General features: G+C 30.9%; 13 protein-coding genes. 6 read left to right on the plus strand and 7 right to left on the minus strand.

The genetic code is table 11. The features are described from left to right. Position 1 precedes the first annotated feature (1 nt). Together BMX42_RS13945 and BMX42_RS13950 are read right to left on the minus strand one after the other, a co-directional pair. On the minus strand, positions 2-1,036 hold the full coding sequence (locus tag BMX42_RS13945) for an isochorismate synthase (protein WP_091315886.1): 1,035 nt from the start codon (positions 1,034-1,036) through the stop codon (positions 2-4). Further along, entirely contained in the window at positions 1,036-1,461 is a 426-nt protein-coding gene (locus tag BMX42_RS13950) for a PaaI family thioesterase (protein WP_091315892.1), read from the minus strand. The genes BMX42_RS13945 and BMX42_RS13950 overlap by 1 nt, the downstream gene beginning before the upstream one ends. Positions 1,462-1,554: 93 nt before the next feature. Between BMX42_RS13950 and BMX42_RS13955 the strand changes: the two genes are divergently transcribed. Together BMX42_RS13955 and purL are read left to right on the plus strand one after the other, a co-directional pair. Continuing rightward, positions 1,555-3,126, plus strand: a complete 1,572-nt coding sequence (locus BMX42_RS13955) for a hypothetical protein (RefSeq protein ID WP_091315898.1) — start codon at positions 1,555-1,557, stop codon at positions 3,124-3,126. A gap of 94 nt (positions 3,127-3,220) precedes the next feature. Then, on the plus strand, positions 3,221-6,880 hold the full coding sequence (gene purL, locus BMX42_RS13960; RefSeq protein WP_091315903.1) for a phosphoribosylformylglycinamidine synthase: 3,660 nt from the start codon (positions 3,221-3,223) through the stop codon (positions 6,878-6,880). Between the two features lie 70 nt (positions 6,881-6,950). On the opposite strand, the gene BMX42_RS13965 is transcribed toward purL, so the two are convergent. From BMX42_RS13965 to holA, 5 genes are all read right to left on the minus strand, one after another. Then, on the minus strand, positions 6,951-9,140 hold the full coding sequence (locus BMX42_RS13965; protein WP_091315906.1) for an ATP-binding protein: 2,190 nt from the start codon (positions 9,138-9,140) through the stop codon (positions 6,951-6,953). A gap of 73 nt (positions 9,141-9,213) precedes the next feature. Further along, the gene (ettA, locus tag BMX42_RS13970; RefSeq protein WP_091315910.1) at positions 9,214-10,908 is read right to left on the minus strand and encodes an energy-dependent translational throttle protein EttA; all 1,695 of its coding nucleotides are present in this window, start codon (positions 10,906-10,908) and stop codon (positions 9,214-9,216) included. Between the two features lie 69 nt (positions 10,909-10,977). Further along, positions 10,978-11,154 carry a CAL67264 family membrane protein gene (locus BMX42_RS13975; RefSeq protein WP_091315913.1) on the minus strand — a complete coding sequence of 59 codons (177 nt, stop codon included), beginning with the start codon at positions 11,152-11,154 and terminating at the stop codon, positions 10,978-10,980. Positions 11,155-11,253: 99 nt separating this feature from the next. Then, positions 11,254-13,434, minus strand: a complete 2,181-nt coding sequence (locus BMX42_RS13980) for a response regulator (RefSeq protein ID WP_218141448.1) — start codon at positions 13,432-13,434, stop codon at positions 11,254-11,256. 193 nt (positions 13,435-13,627) lie between these two features. Then, on the minus strand, positions 13,628-14,629 hold the full coding sequence (gene holA / locus BMX42_RS13985; protein ID WP_091315918.1) for a DNA polymerase III subunit delta: 1,002 nt from the start codon (positions 14,627-14,629) through the stop codon (positions 13,628-13,630). Between the two features lie 54 nt (positions 14,630-14,683). On the opposite strand from holA, the gene BMX42_RS13990 reads away from it, so the two are divergent. The 4 genes from BMX42_RS13990 to BMX42_RS14005 all read left to right on the plus strand — a co-directional run bounded on the left by BMX42_RS13990 (position 14,684) and on the right by BMX42_RS14005 (position 18,204). After that, entirely contained in the window at positions 14,684-15,154 is a 471-nt protein-coding gene (locus BMX42_RS13990; protein WP_091315921.1) for a type I restriction enzyme HsdR N-terminal domain-containing protein, read from the plus strand. Between the two features lie 9 nt (positions 15,155-15,163). Further along, a complete protein-coding gene (locus BMX42_RS13995; protein WP_091315924.1) occupies positions 15,164-16,156 on the plus strand; it encodes a glycosyltransferase family 2 protein in 993 nt (330 codons plus the stop codon). Between the two features lie 70 nt (positions 16,157-16,226). Next, on the plus strand, positions 16,227-17,060 hold the full coding sequence (locus BMX42_RS14000; RefSeq protein WP_091315928.1) for an OmpA/MotB family protein: 834 nt from the start codon (positions 16,227-16,229) through the stop codon (positions 17,058-17,060). Positions 17,061-17,160: 100 nt separating this feature from the next. Continuing rightward, the gene (locus tag BMX42_RS14005; protein ID WP_091315931.1) at positions 17,161-18,204 is read left to right on the plus strand and encodes a tyrosine-type recombinase/integrase; all 1,044 of its coding nucleotides are present in this window, start codon (positions 17,161-17,163) and stop codon (positions 18,202-18,204) included. Positions 18,205-18,737 lie beyond the last annotated feature (533 nt).

Here is an 18,737-nt window from a genome sequence, read left to right on the forward strand (position 1 = left end):
GTTACTTAGCAACTAAGATACTTAATACTGTTTTTGCTTTATTTTCTGTTTCTATAAATTCCTTATTGGCTTGACTATCTTTTGTAATTCCGCAACCAACGTAAATAGTTGTGATAGTATTTTCAATTTCACAACATCTCAAATTTACGAATAAATTGGTTTGTTCTTGCATTTGAAATTCGCCTAAAAAACCAGCATAATATTTTCTGTTATACTTTTCATTTTCTAAAAGGAAGTTTCTAGCTACTTTTAAAGGCATTCCACACACTGCAGATGTTGGATGCAAAGCGTTTATCACCTCTAATTCTGAAACATTTTGTTTTAATTTTCCAGAAATATCCGATTTTAAATGCACTAAATTCCCTGCTTTTTGTGTGTACGATTCAGAAATTTGTAAACTTTCAACTAAATTTTCTGTTCTGCTTTTGATGTAATCTGTTACCAATTGTTGTTCTACAATTTCTTTTTCTTGCCAAGAAACTGTTTCCGAATAAACTTGCGTTCCAGCTAAAGCAACAGTTTCAAACGTATTGTTTTCAATTTTCGCTAATTGTTCTGGTGTTGCGCCCATCCACATTCCTACTTTCGGATGAAACCATAAATATCGGAAAGCTGTTGGATATTTTTTTAGTAAATTTTGATACGATTTGATAAAATCTATCGGTTGAGAGATGTCTATTTTTCGAGATAAAACAACTTTTTCAAATATTCCTTTTTCAATTTCTGAAACGCCATTTCTCACTAAATTTTCGAATGAAACTCGAGCATTTTCATCAGATTTACTTTCAATTTGAATTGGATTCTCCTCAATTTCTAGATTTATTTCTTCTTGAAAAACTTCAGAATCAGAAATCGGAAAAACTACATTGGTTTCGTTATAAAAACTCGCAAACACAAAACCTTTTTGATTTTCAAACACATTTAAAGTCGCATTATTTTGAAAAATACCATGCAAAATTTCTTCATTTGGCTTGGCATAGACTACAAACGGCAATTGATTTTGAAAATGGGAAAGGACTTTGTCTAATAGTTTCATTATCTTTCTCTTCTAGATAAAACCATGTTTGACAATTTGCATAAAGAGATTAGTTTGTCGTTTTCATCTACAATTCTAATTTCCCACAAATGAATACTTGCGCCTTTATGAACAATTTTAGCCGTACAAAAAACGGTTCCTTCTCGTTTGCTTCGTAAATGATTCGCACTAATTTCAATACCGCGAACTTCTTGTTTTTCTGGGTTAATAAACATTAATGAAGCGGCACTTCCCACGCTTTCAGCTAAAGCGACTGTTGCGCCACCGTGAAGTAAACCCATTGGTTGATGTACTCTTGAATTCACTGGCATTTTTGCTGTTAAAAAATCTTCACCAGCGTCAATATACTCAATTTCAAGAGTTTCCATTAAGGTGTTTTTAGACCAATGCTTACAAAGTGCTAAAAACTTTTCTTTATTAAACATAAATAGTTATTTTTACAAAGTTACAAATTTATATTTCGAATAAAAATATACCAAAACGAAGATTTTTTCGTTTTAAATAAAATTTAACATACTATGCGTCAGTTTAAACTTTTACTTGGCTTAATAACAATATTTTCTTTCACTTCATGTAGAAACGAACTTGATTTTGAATCGAGTATTGGAGATTTATCATTCTCTAAAGAAACTGTGTATTTAGATACTGTTTTTACAAATATTGGTTCGAGTACTTACACCTTAAAAGTATATAACAATAGTAATAAAAACATTTCAATACCTAGTGTTAGATTAGGAAAAGGACAAGCTTCTAACTACCAATTAATGGTCGATGGTGTAGCTGGAAAAGAGTTTGAAAATGTAGAACTTTTGGCAAAAGACAGTATGTTCGTTTTTATATCTGTAAACTCAGACGTAGCTGATGCTAATCCAACTGATTTTCTATATACCGATGAAATTCAGTTTGGAAATGGTGGAAATTTTCAAAAAGTTAATTTAGTAACTTTAATTCAAGATGCGGTTTTCATTTATCCTGAAAGAACTGGAAGTCCGAATAATTTCACTTACGAACAAATACAATTAGGCGTAGATGGAAATGGTGATCCAATTAAAATTACAGGAACGAATTTAAGTCATACTGATGTTGTTAATGGTGATGAATTACATTGGACCAACACAAAACCTTATGTTGTTTATGGCTATGCGAAAATTCCAGAAAATGAAGATTTAATAATTGACCAAGGTACAAAAGTACATTTCCATGCGAATTCAGGATTAATTGTAGCAGACGATGCTAGTTTAGTTGTTAATGGCGACTTAAGCACTTATGATACAGATGGAAATGTTTTAGTAGATAATGAAGTAGTTTTTGAAGGTGATCGTTTGGAACCAAATTATGCAGAAGTACCTGGACAATGGGGAACTGTTTGGTTTTTACCAGGAAGTAACGGAAATAACATTAAAAATTTAACAATTAAAAATGCCACTGTTGGTATGCTAGTTTCTGGAAATGATGGAACTCCTACTCCAACTATCGACATGACAAATACACAAATTTATAATTGCACCAATGTGGGAATTTTAGCCCGAACTGGAAATTTGACTGGTAAAAACGTAGTCATTAACAATTGTGGACAAGCAAGTTTAGCTTGTACTGAAGGCGGAAGCTACGATTTTACACATTGTACATTTGCAAATTATTGGAGCTCACCAAATCAAACGTGTTTGGTATTAAATGATTTTTATAAAGATGGTTCCTTGGTTGTTCCAGTTAGCTTAACAAAAGCAGATTTTAAAAACTGTATTTTTTATGGTTCCTCAAATATTAGTATTGATTTAGAAAAAAAAGGTACAACCTTTGAATATCAATTTAATAATTGCTTAATAAAATTTGTTGATTTTAACAATCAGTTTATTAATGGCGAATTATATAGTTTTACAAGCAATCCAAATTATTCGAATTGTATTTTATCTTTAAGTAGTAATACTAACTCACCAAAATTTAAAAATTCAAGTAAAAATAAACTGAACATATTACTAGGTTCTGCCGCAATTGGAATGGGAATTTTTGATCCTTTAGTTCCAGATGATATTCTTGGAAATTCAAGAGCAACCTCGTGTGATATTGGTGCTTATCAGTATTTACCATAAATTTCAAATTTAGAGCGGTTTTTACCGCTCTTTTTTTTTATACTTTAATAAGAAAGTTTACCTTTGCACCACGTACAACTAACAACACAACATAATGATTTTTTTCTTTGGAAACCAAAGCAATACAGTATTTGCAGTTCAAACTCAATCTGAAATTTCTTCCGAAAACATCCAAAAACTAAACTGGCTATTTGGAGAAACACAACAAATTGATAGTAAAACCATCTCTCAAAATTTTGTAGGACCACGTGCAGCTATGGTTACACCTTGGAGTACGAATGCGGTTGAAATCACTCAGAATATGGGGATTTCTGGAATTATCAGAATCGAAGAATTCGAAAAAGTAACTGCTGATTTTACTGATTTTGATCCAATGTTACTTCAAAAATATACGGAATTACATCAAGACATTTTCACGATAAATATTCAACCAGAAGCTATTTTAGAAATTGATGATATTGATGCTTACAACAAACAAGAAGGTTTAGCTTTGAGTTTAGAAGAAGTAGAATATTTAGATAATTTAGCGACTAAATTAGGTAGAAAATTAACGGATTCTGAAATTTTTGCTTTCTCACAAGCCAATTCAGAACACTGTCGTCATAAAATTTTCAACGGAACTTTTGTGGTTGATGGAGAAGAAAAACCTACATCATTATTCAAATTAATCAAGAAAACTTCTCAAGAAAACCCTAACGATATCGTTTCGGCATATAAAGATAATGTCGCTTTTGTAAAAGGTCCGAAAGTAACTCAATTCGCACCAAAAAGCGCTGACAAACCTGATTTTTACGAAGAAAAAGAATTCGATTCTGTACTTTCATTAAAAGCAGAAACACACAATTTCCCAACAACTGTTGAGCCTTTCAACGGAGCTGCAACTGGTTCTGGAGGAGAAATTCGTGACCGTTTAGCTGGTGGACAAGGTTCGTTACCATTAGCAGGAACTGCAGTTTACATGACTTCTTACTCAAGATTGAATAACAATCGTAAATATGAAGAAGCGATGGCAGAACGTCCTTGGTTGTACCAAACGCCAATGGATATTTTGATTAAAGCATCAAACGGAGCATCTGATTTCGGTAATAAATTCGGGCAACCATTAATTACTGGTTCAGTTTTAACTTTCGAACATAATGAAGAAAATCGTAAATTAGGTTACGATAAAGTAATTATGCAAGCGGGTGGAATTGGTTACGGAAAATTAGATCAAGCCATTAAAAAGAAACCACAAGAAGGTGATAAAATTGTCATTCTTGGTGGAGAAAATTATAGAATTGGAATGGGTGGAGCTGCGGTATCATCTGCAGACACAGGTGCTTTTGGTTCAGGAATTGAATTAAATGCGATCCAACGTTCTAATCCAGAAATGCAAAAACGTGCGGCTAATGCTATTCGTGGTTTAGTGGAAAGTGATAACAATCCAATTGTTTCTATTCACGATCATGGTGCAGGTGGACATTTAAATTGTTTATCTGAATTAGTTGAAGAAACAGGTGGATTAATCGATTTAGATAAATTACCAGTTGGAGATCCAACACTTTCTGCAAAAGAAATCATCGGAAACGAATCTCAAGAAAGAATGGGATTAGTAATTGGTGGTAAAGATATGGACATCTTACAAAAAATTGCTGATAGAGAACGTTCTCCAATGTATGAAGTTGGTGAAGTAACAAGTGATCACCGATTTACATTCGAATCAAAATCTACAGGTTTAAAACCAATGGATTACGCTTTGGAAGACTTTTTCGGAAGTTCGCCAAAAACAATCATGACAGACTCAACAATTGCTAGAAATTACAGCAATTCAGAATATAATTCAAAAGAAATTCCAACTTATTTAGAGCAAGTTTTACAACTAGAAGCTGTGGCTTGTAAAGACTGGTTAACGAACAAAGTTGACCGTTGTGTAGGCGGAAAAGTTGCCAAACAACAATGTGCTGGACCGTTACAATTACCTTTAAACAATGTAGGTGTAATGGCTTTAGACTTCAAAGGAAAAGAAGGAATTGCCACTTCAATTGGCCACGCTCCTATTTCTGCATTAATTGACCCAGTTGCTGGAAGTAGAAATGCAATTGCAGAATCGCTTTCAAACTTAGTTTGGGCGCCGTTAAAAGATGGTTTAGACTCCGTTTCATTATCTGCTAACTGGATGTGGGCTTGTAAAAATGAAGGTGAAGATGCTCGTTTGTACGAAGCCGTTCAAGGTTGTTCAGATTTTGCTATCGAATTAGGAATCAATATTCCAACAGGAAAAGATTCTCTTTCAATGAAGCAAAAATATCCAAATGATGAAGTAATTGCGCCAGGAACTGTTATTATTTCAGCTGCTGGAAATTGTTCAAATATCACGAAAGTTGTAGAACCAGTTTTACAACATAATGGCGGAAACATTTACTATATTAATTTATCGCAAGATACCTTCAAATTAGGTGGTTCGTCATTTAATCAAACACAAAATAAAGTTGGAAATGGAACGCCAACTATTACAAATGCTGCCTTTTTCAAGAAAGCATTTAATACCTTACAAGATTTAATTAAAGAAAGAAAAATCAAAGCTGGACATGATATTGGAAGTGGTGGTTTAATCACAACTTTATTAGAAATGTGTTTTGCAGATGTGAATTTAGGTGCGAATTTCAATTTGACTGCTATTAACGAACACGATTCAACAAAATTATTATTCTCTGAAAATATTGCCGTTGTTTTCCAAGCTGATGCTGAAGTGGAAGCTACATTTAAAGCAAATGGTGTTGAAATTTTCAACATTGGAACAGTTACGAATTCAGATACCGTTTCAATTACGAATTATGATGATACTTTCAATTTAAGTGTTTCAAAATATAGAAAAGCTTGGTTTGAAACTTCTTATTTATTAGATCAAAAACAATCTAAAAACGGAAAAGCGTTAGAGCGTTTTGAAAATTTCGCGAATCAACCTTTAGATTTTACTTTCCCATCTCATTTTGATGGAAAATTAGCTCCAACTTCTGCTACAAACAGACCAAAAGCAGCGATTATTCGTGAAAAAGGAAGTAATTCTGAAAGAGAAATGGCAAATGCGATGTATTTAGCAGGTTTTGATGTAAAAGACGTTCACATGACGGATTTAATTTCTGGTCGTGAAACTTTAGAAGATATTCAATTTATTGGTGCTGTTGGTGGATTCTCAAATTCAGATGTTTTAGGTTCGGCAAAAGGTTGGGCTGGAGCATTTTTATACAACGAAAAAGCAAATACAGCATTGAAAAACTTCTTCAAAAGAGAAGATACACTTTCTGTTGGAATTTGTAATGGTTGTCAGTTAATGATGGAATTAGAACTGGTAAATCCAGAACACGAAGTTCACGGAAAAATGAAACATAACGATTCTCATAAACACGAAAGTGGCTTTACTTCTGTAAAAGTTCAGAAGAATAATTCGGTGATGTTATCAAGTTTAGAAGGTGCAACTTTAGGAGTTTGGATTTCGCATGGTGAAGGAAAATTCAACTTACCATTATCGGAAGAAAACTATAACATTGTTGCGAAATATGGTTACGAAGGTTATCCAGCAAATCCAAATGGTTCTGATTATAACACCGCAATGATGTGTGATGCAACTGGAAGACATTTAGTAACAATGCCGCATATTGAGCGTTCAACTTTCCCTTGGAACTGGGCAAACTATCCAGAAAGAGGTCAGAAAGACGAAGTTACTCCGTGGCTAGAAGCATTTGTTAACGCAAGAAAATGGATAGAAAATAAATAATACTATTTTAAGAATAAAAAAAAATCAGCTTGTAAAAAGCTGATTTTTTTTGTGCTATTTTTAGAAAAAACTAGACGTGTTTTTCAATAATGACTTGTAAATCTTTAATTTCAAAAGGTTTAACTAAAACGTCATTGATTCCATTTATCGCCATTTCGTTAATAATTTCATTTTTATCAGAAGCCGTTAAGGCAATAATTGGTGTCAAAATTCCTAATTCTCTAATCTTTTGGGAAGCTTCAAATCCATTTAAAATAGGCATATGAATGTCCATTAGAATCAAATCGAATTGATGTTTTTCAACTAAAGCAATCGCTTCTAAACCATTTTCTGCAATCTTACAAGTATGATCGCTTTTATCCAATAATTTCTTAGTGACCATTTGATTGATCTTGTTATCTTCTACTACAAGAATTTTCAAATGTGTTTTATTTCCTTTTGATGCCAACATAGGATTATGTTTAAAAATCGGTTCGTTATCTGCTTCAATATAAGGGATTTTCACAGTAAAAACTGTTCCTTTATTCATTTCGCTTTTGACTGAAATTTCTCCTTTAAACAAATCTACTAATCTTTTTACAATTGACAATCCGAGTCCAGTTCCTTTGTATTGTTCATTTAAATTGACATCGACTTGCACAAATTTTTCGAAAATTTTATCTAAATATTCTTCTGGAATTCCGATTCCGTTATCTTCAATTTGAATCTGAATTTTTTGAACAGCATCTTCTTCCAAAAGGTTTAATTTAATAGAAACGATTCCGCCTTTAGTAAACTTTAGTGAGTTACTAATTAAGTTAATTAAGATTTGAGAAAATCGTGTTAAATCAGTTTTAATAACCTGTGGAACGACGTCAGAAATTTCAATATTCAGTTTATTTTTATTCGATTTGGCAATAATTTCTAAAGATTCTCTAATTACAGAAATTTCTTTTCTAATTTCTACATTCTCGTAAATTAATTCGAATTTAGTATCTTCAATTTTATATACATTTAGAACATCGTTTATCAATGATAATAAATAATTTGAAGAGAATTTTAGTGCATTAAAATACTTGTTTTTCTTCAGTTCTGTATGTTCCGATTCGATAATATCTGCCATTCCAATTACACCGTACAAAGGCGTTCTAAGTTCGTGGCTCACATTCGATAAAAATTGAGATTTTAATAAAGAGGCTTCTTCCGATTTTATATTGGCAATTTTTAATTGTTCATTTGAATCGAAAAGTTTTTTATTTAATTTTCTATAATCTAAATAGTTTTTAAACATATAAATCAAAAAGAACAACAAAATACCTGCAAAAAACAAACTCATTTTCACAAGTTTTGAGGAAGCTAATATTTTTTGATCTTGCACTTTTTTTTCAGATTCACTTTTCTGAATTTTATTATTCATTTCTAACATATCGATAGAAGCTCCGGCAAATTTTATGTCTTGACTTCTTTCTTTTAGATACAATTCATCTTGAAGCTTATCGTGTTTTTCAAGAAAAAATAATGCTTTTTTAACGTTATTGTTTTTTTTATAGAACTTATAAATCTCATCGTAAATTTCTAATTCATTTGGCTTAAAAAAGGCAACATTGTTTTCCTTTAACTTCTCTAAAACAAGATCAAAACAATTTTCAGCTTCAACATTTTCATTTCTGTTTGAATGATAATTCCCTAATAATGTATAATAAGTCACGTACATTTCGAAATCTTTTTCAGTTTTCAAAACAGGTACAATCTTGTCTAAATATTTTTTACCCATTTCGAAGTTTTCCAGTTTAAAATAAGCATCAGCAATATTTAATTCTGTAAAGGCGATATCGAGTTTATCTCCAAATTCTATGGAAAATCTGTAACATTTAAAATAATATTCTAAACCTTTTTTAGGATTATTTAATCGGAAGAAATAAAGATTTCCTGTGTTGTTATATAAATACTCTAATTGCTGAATATCGTTTGCTTTTAAAGCAAATCTGATTCCTTCATTGTAATAATATAGCGTTTTTTTTAAATCGGAAAACTCTTCATAATTTAAACCAATAACATTATAGGCTTTTGCAGTAAAGCTATAATCATCATTTTTTAATCCATATTGCAATACTTTTTGTGCATTTTCTAAAGATGATTTACAATTTAATTTATTTAAATCGTCAATGGCTTTTTCGAGAGTTTTTTTTGCTTCAACCTTATTGTTTACAACAACTTGAGCAAAAAATAGTTTAGGAGTTAGCAGAAAAAAAAACAGGATATAATATAATTTCACTTTCATATTATCTATTGAGAGTTGTAAAAATAAAAAAATCCTGATATAAATCAGGATTTTTAGTATTATTATTTGTGAATTATCGAATTAACTTTTTGTATTTGATTCGAGTTGGTGTCACATCTTTACCTAGACGTTTGCGTTTGTTTTCTTCGTATTCTGTGAAACTTCCTTCAAAACTATACACTTGAGAATCCCCTTCAAAAGCTAAGATATGCGTACAAACTCTATCTAAAAACCATCTGTCGTGAGAAATAATTACAGCACAACCGGCAAAGTTTTCTAAACCTTCTTCTAAAGCACGAAGCGTATTAATATCTAAATCATTTGTTGGCTCATCTAATAAAAGTACGTTTCCTTCTTCTTTAAGCGTCATCGCTAAGTGCAAACGGTTACGCTCACCACCAGAAAGTGTAGCAACTTTTTTGTTTTGATCACTTCCTCCAAAATTGAAACGAGACAAATAGGCTCTTGAATTCACTTGACGTCCGCCCATCATAATCAATTCCTGACCATCACAGAAGTTTTCCCAAAGTGTTTTATTTACATCAATATTTGAGTGCGATTGATCTACATAAGCGATTTTCACCGTATCTCCAACTTCAAAAGATCCTGAATCTGCTTGTTGTTCACCCATAATCATTTTGAAAATAGTAGATTTACCAGCACCATTTGGTCCTATAATTCCAACAATTCCCGCTTGTGGTAAAACGAAATTTAAATCGTCATATAATAATTTATCACCAAATGCTTTCGATACATGTTTAGCTTCAATTACATTCGTTCCTAAACGTGGTCCATTAGGAATGTAAATTTCTAATTTCTCGTCTAGTTCTTTTTGGTCTTCGTTTAATAACTTATCGTAGTTCTGTAAACGCGCTTTTTGCTTTGTTTGACGACCTTTTGCTCCTTGACGAACCCAGTCTAACTCACGCTCTAAGTTTTTTCTACGTTTAGAAGCTACTTTTTCTTCTTGCGCCATACGAGTTGATTTTTGGTCTAACCAAGAAGAATAGTTTCCTTTCCATGGAATACCTTCTCCTCTATCTAACTCTAAAATCCAACCAGCCACGTTATCTAAGAAATATCTATCGTGCGTTACGGCAATTACAGTTCCTGAATATTGTGCTAAATGTTGTTCTAACCAAAGTACAGATTCTGCATCTAAGTGGTTGGTAGGCTCATCTAATAATAATACGTCTGGTTGTTGTAAAAGTAAACGACATAAAGCGACACGACGTTTTTCCCCACCTGATAACACGCTAATTGGCGTATCTGGATCTGGAGTACGAAGTGCGTCCATGGCAATTTCTAATTTATTGTCAATTTCCCAAGCTCCTGAAGCGTCAATTCTGTCTTGTAATTCTGCTTGACGATCCATTAACTTTTCCATTTTTTCTGGGTTTTCATACACCTCAGGCAAACCGAAATCGTCATTAATTTTATTGAATTCTGCTAATAATTCGAAAGTTTCAGCGGCACCTTCACGAACAATATCAATAACTGTTTTTGTTTCGTCTAAATGCGGTTCTTGCTCTAAATACCCAACAGTATAACCTGGTTGAAAAACCACATCACCTTGGTAATTTTTATCGATACCAGCAATAATTTTTAATAAAGATGATTTTCCTGAACCATTCAATCCAAGAATTCCAATTTTTGCTCCGTAAAAGAAGCTTAAATATATATTTTTAAGTACTTGTTTATCTGCTCCTGGATAACTTTTACTCAATTTTTGCATTGAGAAAATTACTTTCTTATCGTCTGCTGACATAATTTATATTTATTGTTAATAATTTATTTTTAAATCTTCGTAAATCGTACTTCTAAATCGTACTTTAATTTACATTCTCCCTTTTAAGGCATTAAAAACCCATGCGTTTGCAAAAAAACCAACGCCAACTGCGGCAAAACCCCAACCAGCTACATCATCGTATCTGTAAACAGCTAAACCCATTATAATTAATCCCATTATAACCATGATACCTGTAGCCCAAGCTAAAACTGTATTTTTGTTCATTATTTCAATTTTATAAATTTAGGAATGCAAATATCGGAAATTTTATGATTGATTACTATTTTAAAAATGACATTCTTTAAATAGTAATTCGTTATAAAATTATGCTACACAATAAAAATTTACTGTGTTAGATAAATCGTCAACATTTATAGGCTTATTTAACACTTTTCGAATATGAACTTTTTCGAATTTTTCTTTATTTAATTCTTCTGAAACGGCTGTTAATGCAACGATTGGCAAATCTGGTTTTAGTTTACCAATTTCTTCAGATGCTTCAAAACCATCCATAATCGGCATCATAATATCCATTAAAACCAAGCAGTAATCGTTTAATTTTACTTTTTCTATTGCTTGTAATCCATTTTCTGCGATGTCTACATTAAATCCTTTTGAAACTAGAATTTTTTGCACCAAAATTTGATTTATTTTATTGTCTTCTACTACCAAAATATTATACTTATCACATAGAATATCTTTCTTTACAAAATTCCTAATTACTTTAGTGCTTTCAACAACTTTTAGTTTTAAATCGAAATATAAAATTGTTCCAACGGGTTTTGACTCAATATGCAATTTCGATTTTAATAAATCTAAAGTTTTTTTAACTAAAGAAAGTCCAATTCCGCTACCGCCATATTTAATACTTATTTCATCAGAGCCTTGAAAAAACAGTTCAAATATTTCCTCTTTTATTTTATCATCAATTCCAATTCCCTCGTCTTCAATATGAAATCGTATCGTTTGAAAATCATTTTCAGAATTTGAATCTAATAAAATTATTTTAATCGTAATTCTTCCGTTTTCCGTAAATTTAATAGCATTATCAATCAGATTATTTAAAACTTGAGTTAATCTCGATTTATCAAACCATAATACATTTTCTATTCTTTTATCATAGTCGAAGTAAATCTCGTTATTATTTGAAATATCCTTTTTAAAAGAAGTAACAATATTTGTTATCAATTCGATTAAATTATTTTTAGTCGGCTTTAAGGCTAAGTCTTTATTGTTACTCAGCACATTATATTCAATAATATTATTGGAAAGATTAATTAGTTGATCTGTCGAATGTTCTAAAATGGTTAAATTTTCCTTTTCAATTTTATTATATTTTTCTTTAAACAGATATAATATACTAGTAATAGCATTTAAAGGCGTTCTTAAATCGTGTGCGATTGTATTTAAAAACTTATTTTTAATTGCTAACAATTCATTTAATTGTTCGTTTTTTTTATTTAACAATTCATTCGTTTTTGTCTTATCTTTTGTATAGCGGAATTGTAAAAATACCAACAAAATAAGTAAGCCAAGAGAAATTAATAAATAAATTAAAATAGAGTTTTTGAACTGACTGTTAGCTTTTTCTCTCTCTAATTGAAAATTTGACTGAAGTGCTTGATTTTCCAATTGTGTGGAATTCTTGAATTTATCAAAAATTTCTCGATTAAAATCATCTCTATATTTTAAAGCTTTTTTATAATATTTTCCTGCTTCTTCATGTTTTTTTTCAGCAGTGGCAACATCTGCAAGTAATTCATAATAATTGAATAATGCCTTATTTTCATTTTTTTTAAATTGACTTAAATTTTCAACTCGTCTAAGTATTTTTTTTGCTTCATCAATTTTGTTCAAATTCAAATAGGCTTTACCAATTACTAAAAAAAGGTTAGGATGGCTAGGCACATTAAAATATTTTTCATTTAATGAAACATGTAAATTCCCATATTTAATAATATTTTCCCAATCTTTTTCTCTACTACTTGTCATGCATAGATTATAATACAAATCTAGTCTCGATCCAACAGGAACATACTTTTCAAGAAAATATTTTGATTTTAAAAGATACTCTTTTGCTTTTTTATGATTTCCTATTAAAGAATAAGAAACTCCATAATTTTCACAATAAAAACCCATTATTTCGTTGTTAGGATGTTTCTTTAAAACAAGCATTCCTTTATCCAAGTACTTAAATGTCGAAACTAAATCACTGCTGGTGTAGTAAATTGAAGAAATATTGAGATATAAGACACCTAAATCTTTAAAATCTTTTTGATTAATAAGCGTCTTTTCTAATGTATTTAATTTCTCTAATCCTAACTCATATTCATCTAATTTCTTTGTTTTTATTAATGAGTCGCATTCATGCAAAACATTATCATATTCAGGATGATTGTAAAATTTAAAAAAATTTTCTTTAGAATATAAAAATTGAACACAAAAAAAGAACACGACAAAAAGAGTCGCTTTTTGGAATGCAGTATTTTTGCGAAAAAATATCATCATAAAAAATTTTATGTAGCATAAATTTAATCAAAAAAACCAAATTTAACTATTAATTTAAAAAATATGTTAAAGGATTTTCTTAATAAATCATTAATATACAACATATTAAGACAAATAAATACACCTTGTTTTATATTTAATAATTTTGGGAAAGTATACTGATATTTTAACTATTGTGAAACAATAATTCTTAATTGAAGATTTTGTAAACCATTTCTTTTAGCATGTCATCTTCTTTCATAGAACCTGCGCCAACACCTTTTGATTTCACATCGATGTCTCGGATAACTTCAATAATTTGGCTCACTTTTCGCATTGGGAAATTTCGAGCTGCGGTAACATATTCGTCCACAAAAAACGGATTGACGCCTAATGCTTTTGCAACATTGAACTTCGATTTATCTTTTAAACCGTGATATTGTAGTAATTGTGAGAAAAACGAAAACATTTGCCCCGTAATTACAACAATTGGGTTGTCTTTCGGATTTAAAGCAAAATGATGAATAATAGTATACGCTTTTTCTTGATTTCTAACTGCTAATGCCGATTTCAATTCGAAAACATTATAATCTTTACTAAAACCAATGTTTTCTTCAATATTTTTTGGGGTAAAAACGTGTCCAACCGGAAAAACGATTTTAAGTTTCTCTAATTCGTTATTAATTTTAGATAAATCTGTTCCTAAAAACTCGGCTAACATCGCAGCAGCTTTGGGTTCAATTCCGTAATTCTGACCTTTTAAAACTTTTACAATCCAATCTGGAACTTGGTTTTCGTATAATTTTTTACTTTCAAACCAAACGGCTTTATCTTTAAGCGTTTTAAAAATTCCTTTTCTACCATCCGGTTTGTCTCGGTAAGCAAAAACTAAAATGGTTGTGGGTTGTGGATTTAAAACATAAGCTTTGAAATTTTCAAATGTTTTCGATAAATTTTGCGCTTCTTTTACCACAACTACCTGATAATCTGACATCATTGGAAAACGTTTTGCTGTAGAAACTACTTCTTCCACAGTCGTATCTCTTCCATATAAAACCACTTGATTGAATGATTTTTCATCTTCCGTAAGTACTGAATCCTCTATTAAATCGGAAATTCTATCTATATAATAGGTTTCTTCGCCACATAAAAAATATATGGGCTTAAAATTTTTAGATTTAATATCGTTAACTATTTTAATAACGTCAGTCAAAATATGTTGATTTGTTTATTTGGTTATTCGTTGATTTGATTATAAATTCGCATCATGCAAAAGTTGAATTTCCCATCCTACTCGTTTCGGTTCAAAAATAGTGAAAATAAAATTGCTATTTTTGATGAAATAAGAAAAAAATTTGTGGTGCTAACTCCAGAAGAATGGGTCAGGCAACACACAGTTCAGTATTTAATTCAAGAATGCAACTATCCGAAATCGTTACTAAACGTTGAAAAACAAGTGAAAATTAACGGAATGAGCAAACGATACGATATTGTGATTTTTAATTCTGATGGCAGTATTTTTTTGGTGGTGGAATGCAAACAGCCTGATGTAGCGATTTCTCAAAACACTTTCGATCAAATTGCACGTTATAATTTTACTTTGAAAGCCGAATATTTAATGGTTAGCAACGGATTAAATCATTATTTTTGCCAAATGGATTTTGAAAAGGAAAAATATACTTTTTTGAAAGAATTGCCTAATTACAGCGAGAAACAATCTAAAAATCCAAAAATCTAAGAAGTCCGAATGAAAACAGCCGTAGTTATCTTAAATTGGAATGGTGCAAAATTATTGCAACAATTCTTGCCATCTGTCATTCAGTTTTCTGGAAATGCTACCATTTATGTGGCTGATAATGCTTCAACGGATACTTCTATTGAAGTTTTGAAAAGCGAATTTCCAACGGTAAAAATCATTGAAAATACAGGTAATTTTGGTTTTGCTAAAGGTTATAATGAAGCCTTGAAATTTGTGGAAGAACCTTATTATGCTTTAGTCAATTCGGATATTGAAGTTACCGAAAATTGGTTACAACCGATTGAAGCAATTTTTGATAACCAGCCAAAAACGGCTATCATTCAACCTAAATTATTAGATTTTAAAAAGAAAACACACTTTGAATATGCTGGTGCTGCTGGTGGATTTATAGATAAATACGGTTATCCATTTTGTAAAGGTCGAATTTTTGATACGTTAGAAGAAGATTTAGGTCAATATAATCAAGAAACAGAGGTTTTTTGGGCGACTGGCGCTTGTTTTTTTATTAGAAAAGAAGTGTACAGAACTTTACATGGTTTTGATGATGATTTTTTCGCACATCAAGAAGAAATTGATTTGTGTTGGCGTGCGAATAACTTAGGATTTACGGCAAAATATTGTCCGAATTCGGTTGTTTATCACGTTGGTGGTGCAACTTTAAACGAAGCGAATCCAATGAAAACCTTTTTAAATTTTAGAAATTCGTTGTTGATGTTAACCAAAAATCTTCCGAAAGGAAAATTGTTTCCCATTATTTTTACTCGATTGTGTTTAGATGGCATTGCAGGAATTCAATTTATATTTCAAGGAAAATTTAAACATACTTGGGCAATTATAAAAGCACATTTTCATTTTTATCATTTACTTTCTAGAAATTTAAAAAAGAGAAGTACTTCTCAAAAATCGAATTATTTTTATTCAAAATCAATCGTTTGGAGCTATTTTGTTGAGAAAAAGAAACTTTTTTCTGAAATAAATTAACTAAATTTTCACTATTCGGAACACTTTGGTATGGTTTTTTCTGTATAACTTTGTAAAAAATCCTATTAAAATGAGAAAAGTACTAGTTTTAGCCGCAATCCTTCCGTTTGTGCTTACGTCGTGTGTTTCTAAAAAGAAATTCGCAGCTTTAGAGGCGCAACAAAAAGAAACACAAGATTTATTGAATTCAGCAACAATTAAACTGAATGCATGTTTAACTGAAAAAGATGCTCTACTTAGTCAAGTAGATTACTTAAAAAAGAACAATTCTGACTTAATAAACAGTTCTAAAGAAATGACTGTTTTAACTACAAAAGGTGCTCAAAACCTTGAAAAATCATTAGAAAGCTTACGCGAAAAAGATTTAAAAATCACCCGTTTACAAGATGCTTTAACTAAAAAAGACAGTGTAACATTAGCTTTAGTTACGAGTTTAAAACGTGAAGTAGGTATTGACGATCCGGATATTAATATCAATGTAGAAAAAGGTGTGGTAATGATTTCTATTGCAGATAATTTATTATTCAAATCAGGAAGTTATGATGTAAATTTAAAAGCAAAATCAGTTTTAGCGAAAGTTGCTAAAGTTGTGAACAGCAAACCAGATTTCGAATGTATGGTAGAAGGTCACACTGATAATGTGCCGATTAAAAACGCAGTATTATTAGACAACTGGGATTTATCTGTAAAACGTGCGACTTCAATTGTACGTGTATTACAAAACGATTTAGGTGTGAACCCAAAACAATTAATTCCAGCTGGAAGAAGTTCATTTATTCCGTTAGCGGATAATGATACTGCTGAAAACAGAGCAAAAAACCGTAGAACACGCATTATCATTATGCCAAAAATTGACCAGTTTTACGATATGTTAGAAAAAGAAATGAAAACACTTTCTAAGTAATTTTCAAAACCATAAAATTATAAAGCGACTAAGAAATTAGTCGCTTTTTTTGTGGGAATAATTCTAAATTCTTATTTTTGTTTTATATAAGCCATTAAAAATGAATTGGAAAGCCAAAACAATTCTCTATAAAAACACGCCAAGAATTGCTGTGTATTTTGAGAAAAACGAAAGACTAATTGCTAGAATTAAAACCTTTACAGATGCTCGTTGGAGTGTTGATAAAATGTTTTGGCATTTACCCGACACAGAAACAAATCGACTCCATTTTAAACTTCCATTAGCACATACTTTAGTTCCAAATTCTGAGGGAATTGAAAGTATTTCTACTTTTAAAAACTATTTATTATCAAAGCGTTATAGTCAAAATACGATTACAACTTATTGTGAAGCTTTGAAATCATTTCTTACTTTTTTCAATACTAAATCTGTAAAATCTATCACAAATGAAGATGTGATTTTATACAATACCGATTATATTTTAAAGAATAATTTGTCTTCTTCGTATCAGAATCAGATTGTAAATGCCATTAAATTATATTTTAGAATTGTAAGAGAAACTTCCATTGAAATTGATAAAGTGCATCGTCCGAAAAGAGAAAAAGTGCTTCCAAATGTTTTGAGTAAAGAAGAAGTAAAAAGTATCCTTTTGGCACATAATAATATCAAACACAAAACCATGTTAAGTCTAATTTATTCTTGTGGATTACGTTGTGGCGAATTATTAGCCTTACAACCTATTCATATCGATTCGAAAAGAAATATAGTACTTTTAAAAAACTCAAAAGGCAAAAAAGACAGAATAGTTCCATTAAGTCCGAAAATATTAGAAATGCTAAGAGATTATTATAAACTTTACAAGCCAAAAGTATATTTATTTGAAGGACAAACGGCAGGAAAACCGTATGACGAAAGAAGTTTACAGCAAGTTTTAAAACAAGCCTTAAAAAAAGCCAATATTTCAAAACCAGCAACATTACATTGGTTACGGCATAGTTATGCCACACATTTATTAGAAAGTGGTACAGATTTAAGATATATTCAGGAATTACTTGGACATAATAGTAGTAAAACCACTGAAATTTACACACACGTTAGTACTAAAAACATCCAACAAATTAAAAGTCCATTTGACGATTTATAAAAAATATTTAATATATTTGAAAAGCGCTACTTTGTAGCGAGTATACAACCAAAACAAGGCGTATAGGCGCTATAAAATAGCGGGTATATACAAGTTGTACGCAATTGGAAGTATGGAACTTGATAAATAGTCGAAAAATTTTGTGGAAAAGCTTGAGTTAAGAAACGGAAAAATGGATTTGTTTTTCGTCAAGCCTTGCAAAAGAAATTTGCTGAAAATGTATTTTCAAAGCGAAGTCGCTAAAAGGCTTGCCAAAGTTATAAGAAAAAAATGACAAAGTCAAATGTTTTTTATTGTAACTGTTTTAACTCTAGTGTTTAGCGAAATTTTTAAGACTGAGATTTAAAAAAACTGCGCCTATCATTACGGTCTGATAGGAGTCAATATTTTAAAATCATTTATCTAACTTTCTTAACATTCCAACTGTAACTGTTATTTCTTATCTTAGCCGACAAGAAACAACAGCGCACAACAGCGGTTAACCGCAATCCTGCCCAAAAAGGCAGCACTGCGGTTAGCCGCAAAACGTTGTA

The sequence above is a fragment of the Flavobacterium terrigena genome, assembly GCF_900108955.1.
GTDB classification, from domain to species: domain Bacteria; phylum Bacteroidota; class Bacteroidia; order Flavobacteriales; family Flavobacteriaceae; genus Flavobacterium; species Flavobacterium terrigena.

What these genes read in the sequence shown, in the direction of transcription:
- BMX42_RS13945 (WP_091315886.1), bottom strand. Translation starts at nt 1,036, where the DNA reads ATGAAACTATTAGACAAAGTCCTTTCCCATTTTCAAAATCAATTGCCG.
- BMX42_RS13950 (WP_091315892.1), bottom strand. Translation starts at nt 1,461, where the DNA reads ATGTTTAATAAAGAAAAGTTTTTAGCACTTTGTAAGCATTGGTCTAAA.
- BMX42_RS13955 (WP_091315898.1), top strand. Translation starts at nt 1,555, where the DNA reads ATGCGTCAGTTTAAACTTTTACTTGGCTTAATAACAATATTTTCTTTC.
- purL (WP_091315903.1), top strand. Translation starts at nt 3,221, where the DNA reads ATGATTTTTTTCTTTGGAAACCAAAGCAATACAGTATTTGCAGTTCAA.
- BMX42_RS13965 (WP_091315906.1), bottom strand. Translation starts at nt 9,140, where the DNA reads ATGAAAGTGAAATTATATTATATCCTGTTTTTTTTTCTGCTAACTCCT.
- ettA (WP_091315910.1), bottom strand. Translation starts at nt 10,908, where the DNA reads ATGTCAGCAGACGATAAGAAAGTAATTTTCTCAATGCAAAAATTGAGT.
- BMX42_RS13975 (WP_091315913.1), bottom strand. Translation starts at nt 11,154, where the DNA reads ATGAACAAAAATACAGTTTTAGCTTGGGCTACAGGTATCATGGTTATA.
- BMX42_RS13980 (WP_218141448.1), bottom strand. Translation starts at nt 13,434, where the DNA reads ATGATATTTTTTCGCAAAAATACTGCATTCCAAAAAGCGACTCTTTTT.
- BMX42_RS13990 (WP_091315921.1), top strand. Translation starts at nt 14,684, where the DNA reads ATGCAAAAGTTGAATTTCCCATCCTACTCGTTTCGGTTCAAAAATAGT.
- BMX42_RS13995 (WP_091315924.1), top strand. Translation starts at nt 15,164, where the DNA reads ATGAAAACAGCCGTAGTTATCTTAAATTGGAATGGTGCAAAATTATTG.
- BMX42_RS14000 (WP_091315928.1), top strand. Translation starts at nt 16,227, where the DNA reads ATGAGAAAAGTACTAGTTTTAGCCGCAATCCTTCCGTTTGTGCTTACG.
- BMX42_RS14005 (WP_091315931.1), top strand. Translation starts at nt 17,161, where the DNA reads ATGAATTGGAAAGCCAAAACAATTCTCTATAAAAACACGCCAAGAATT.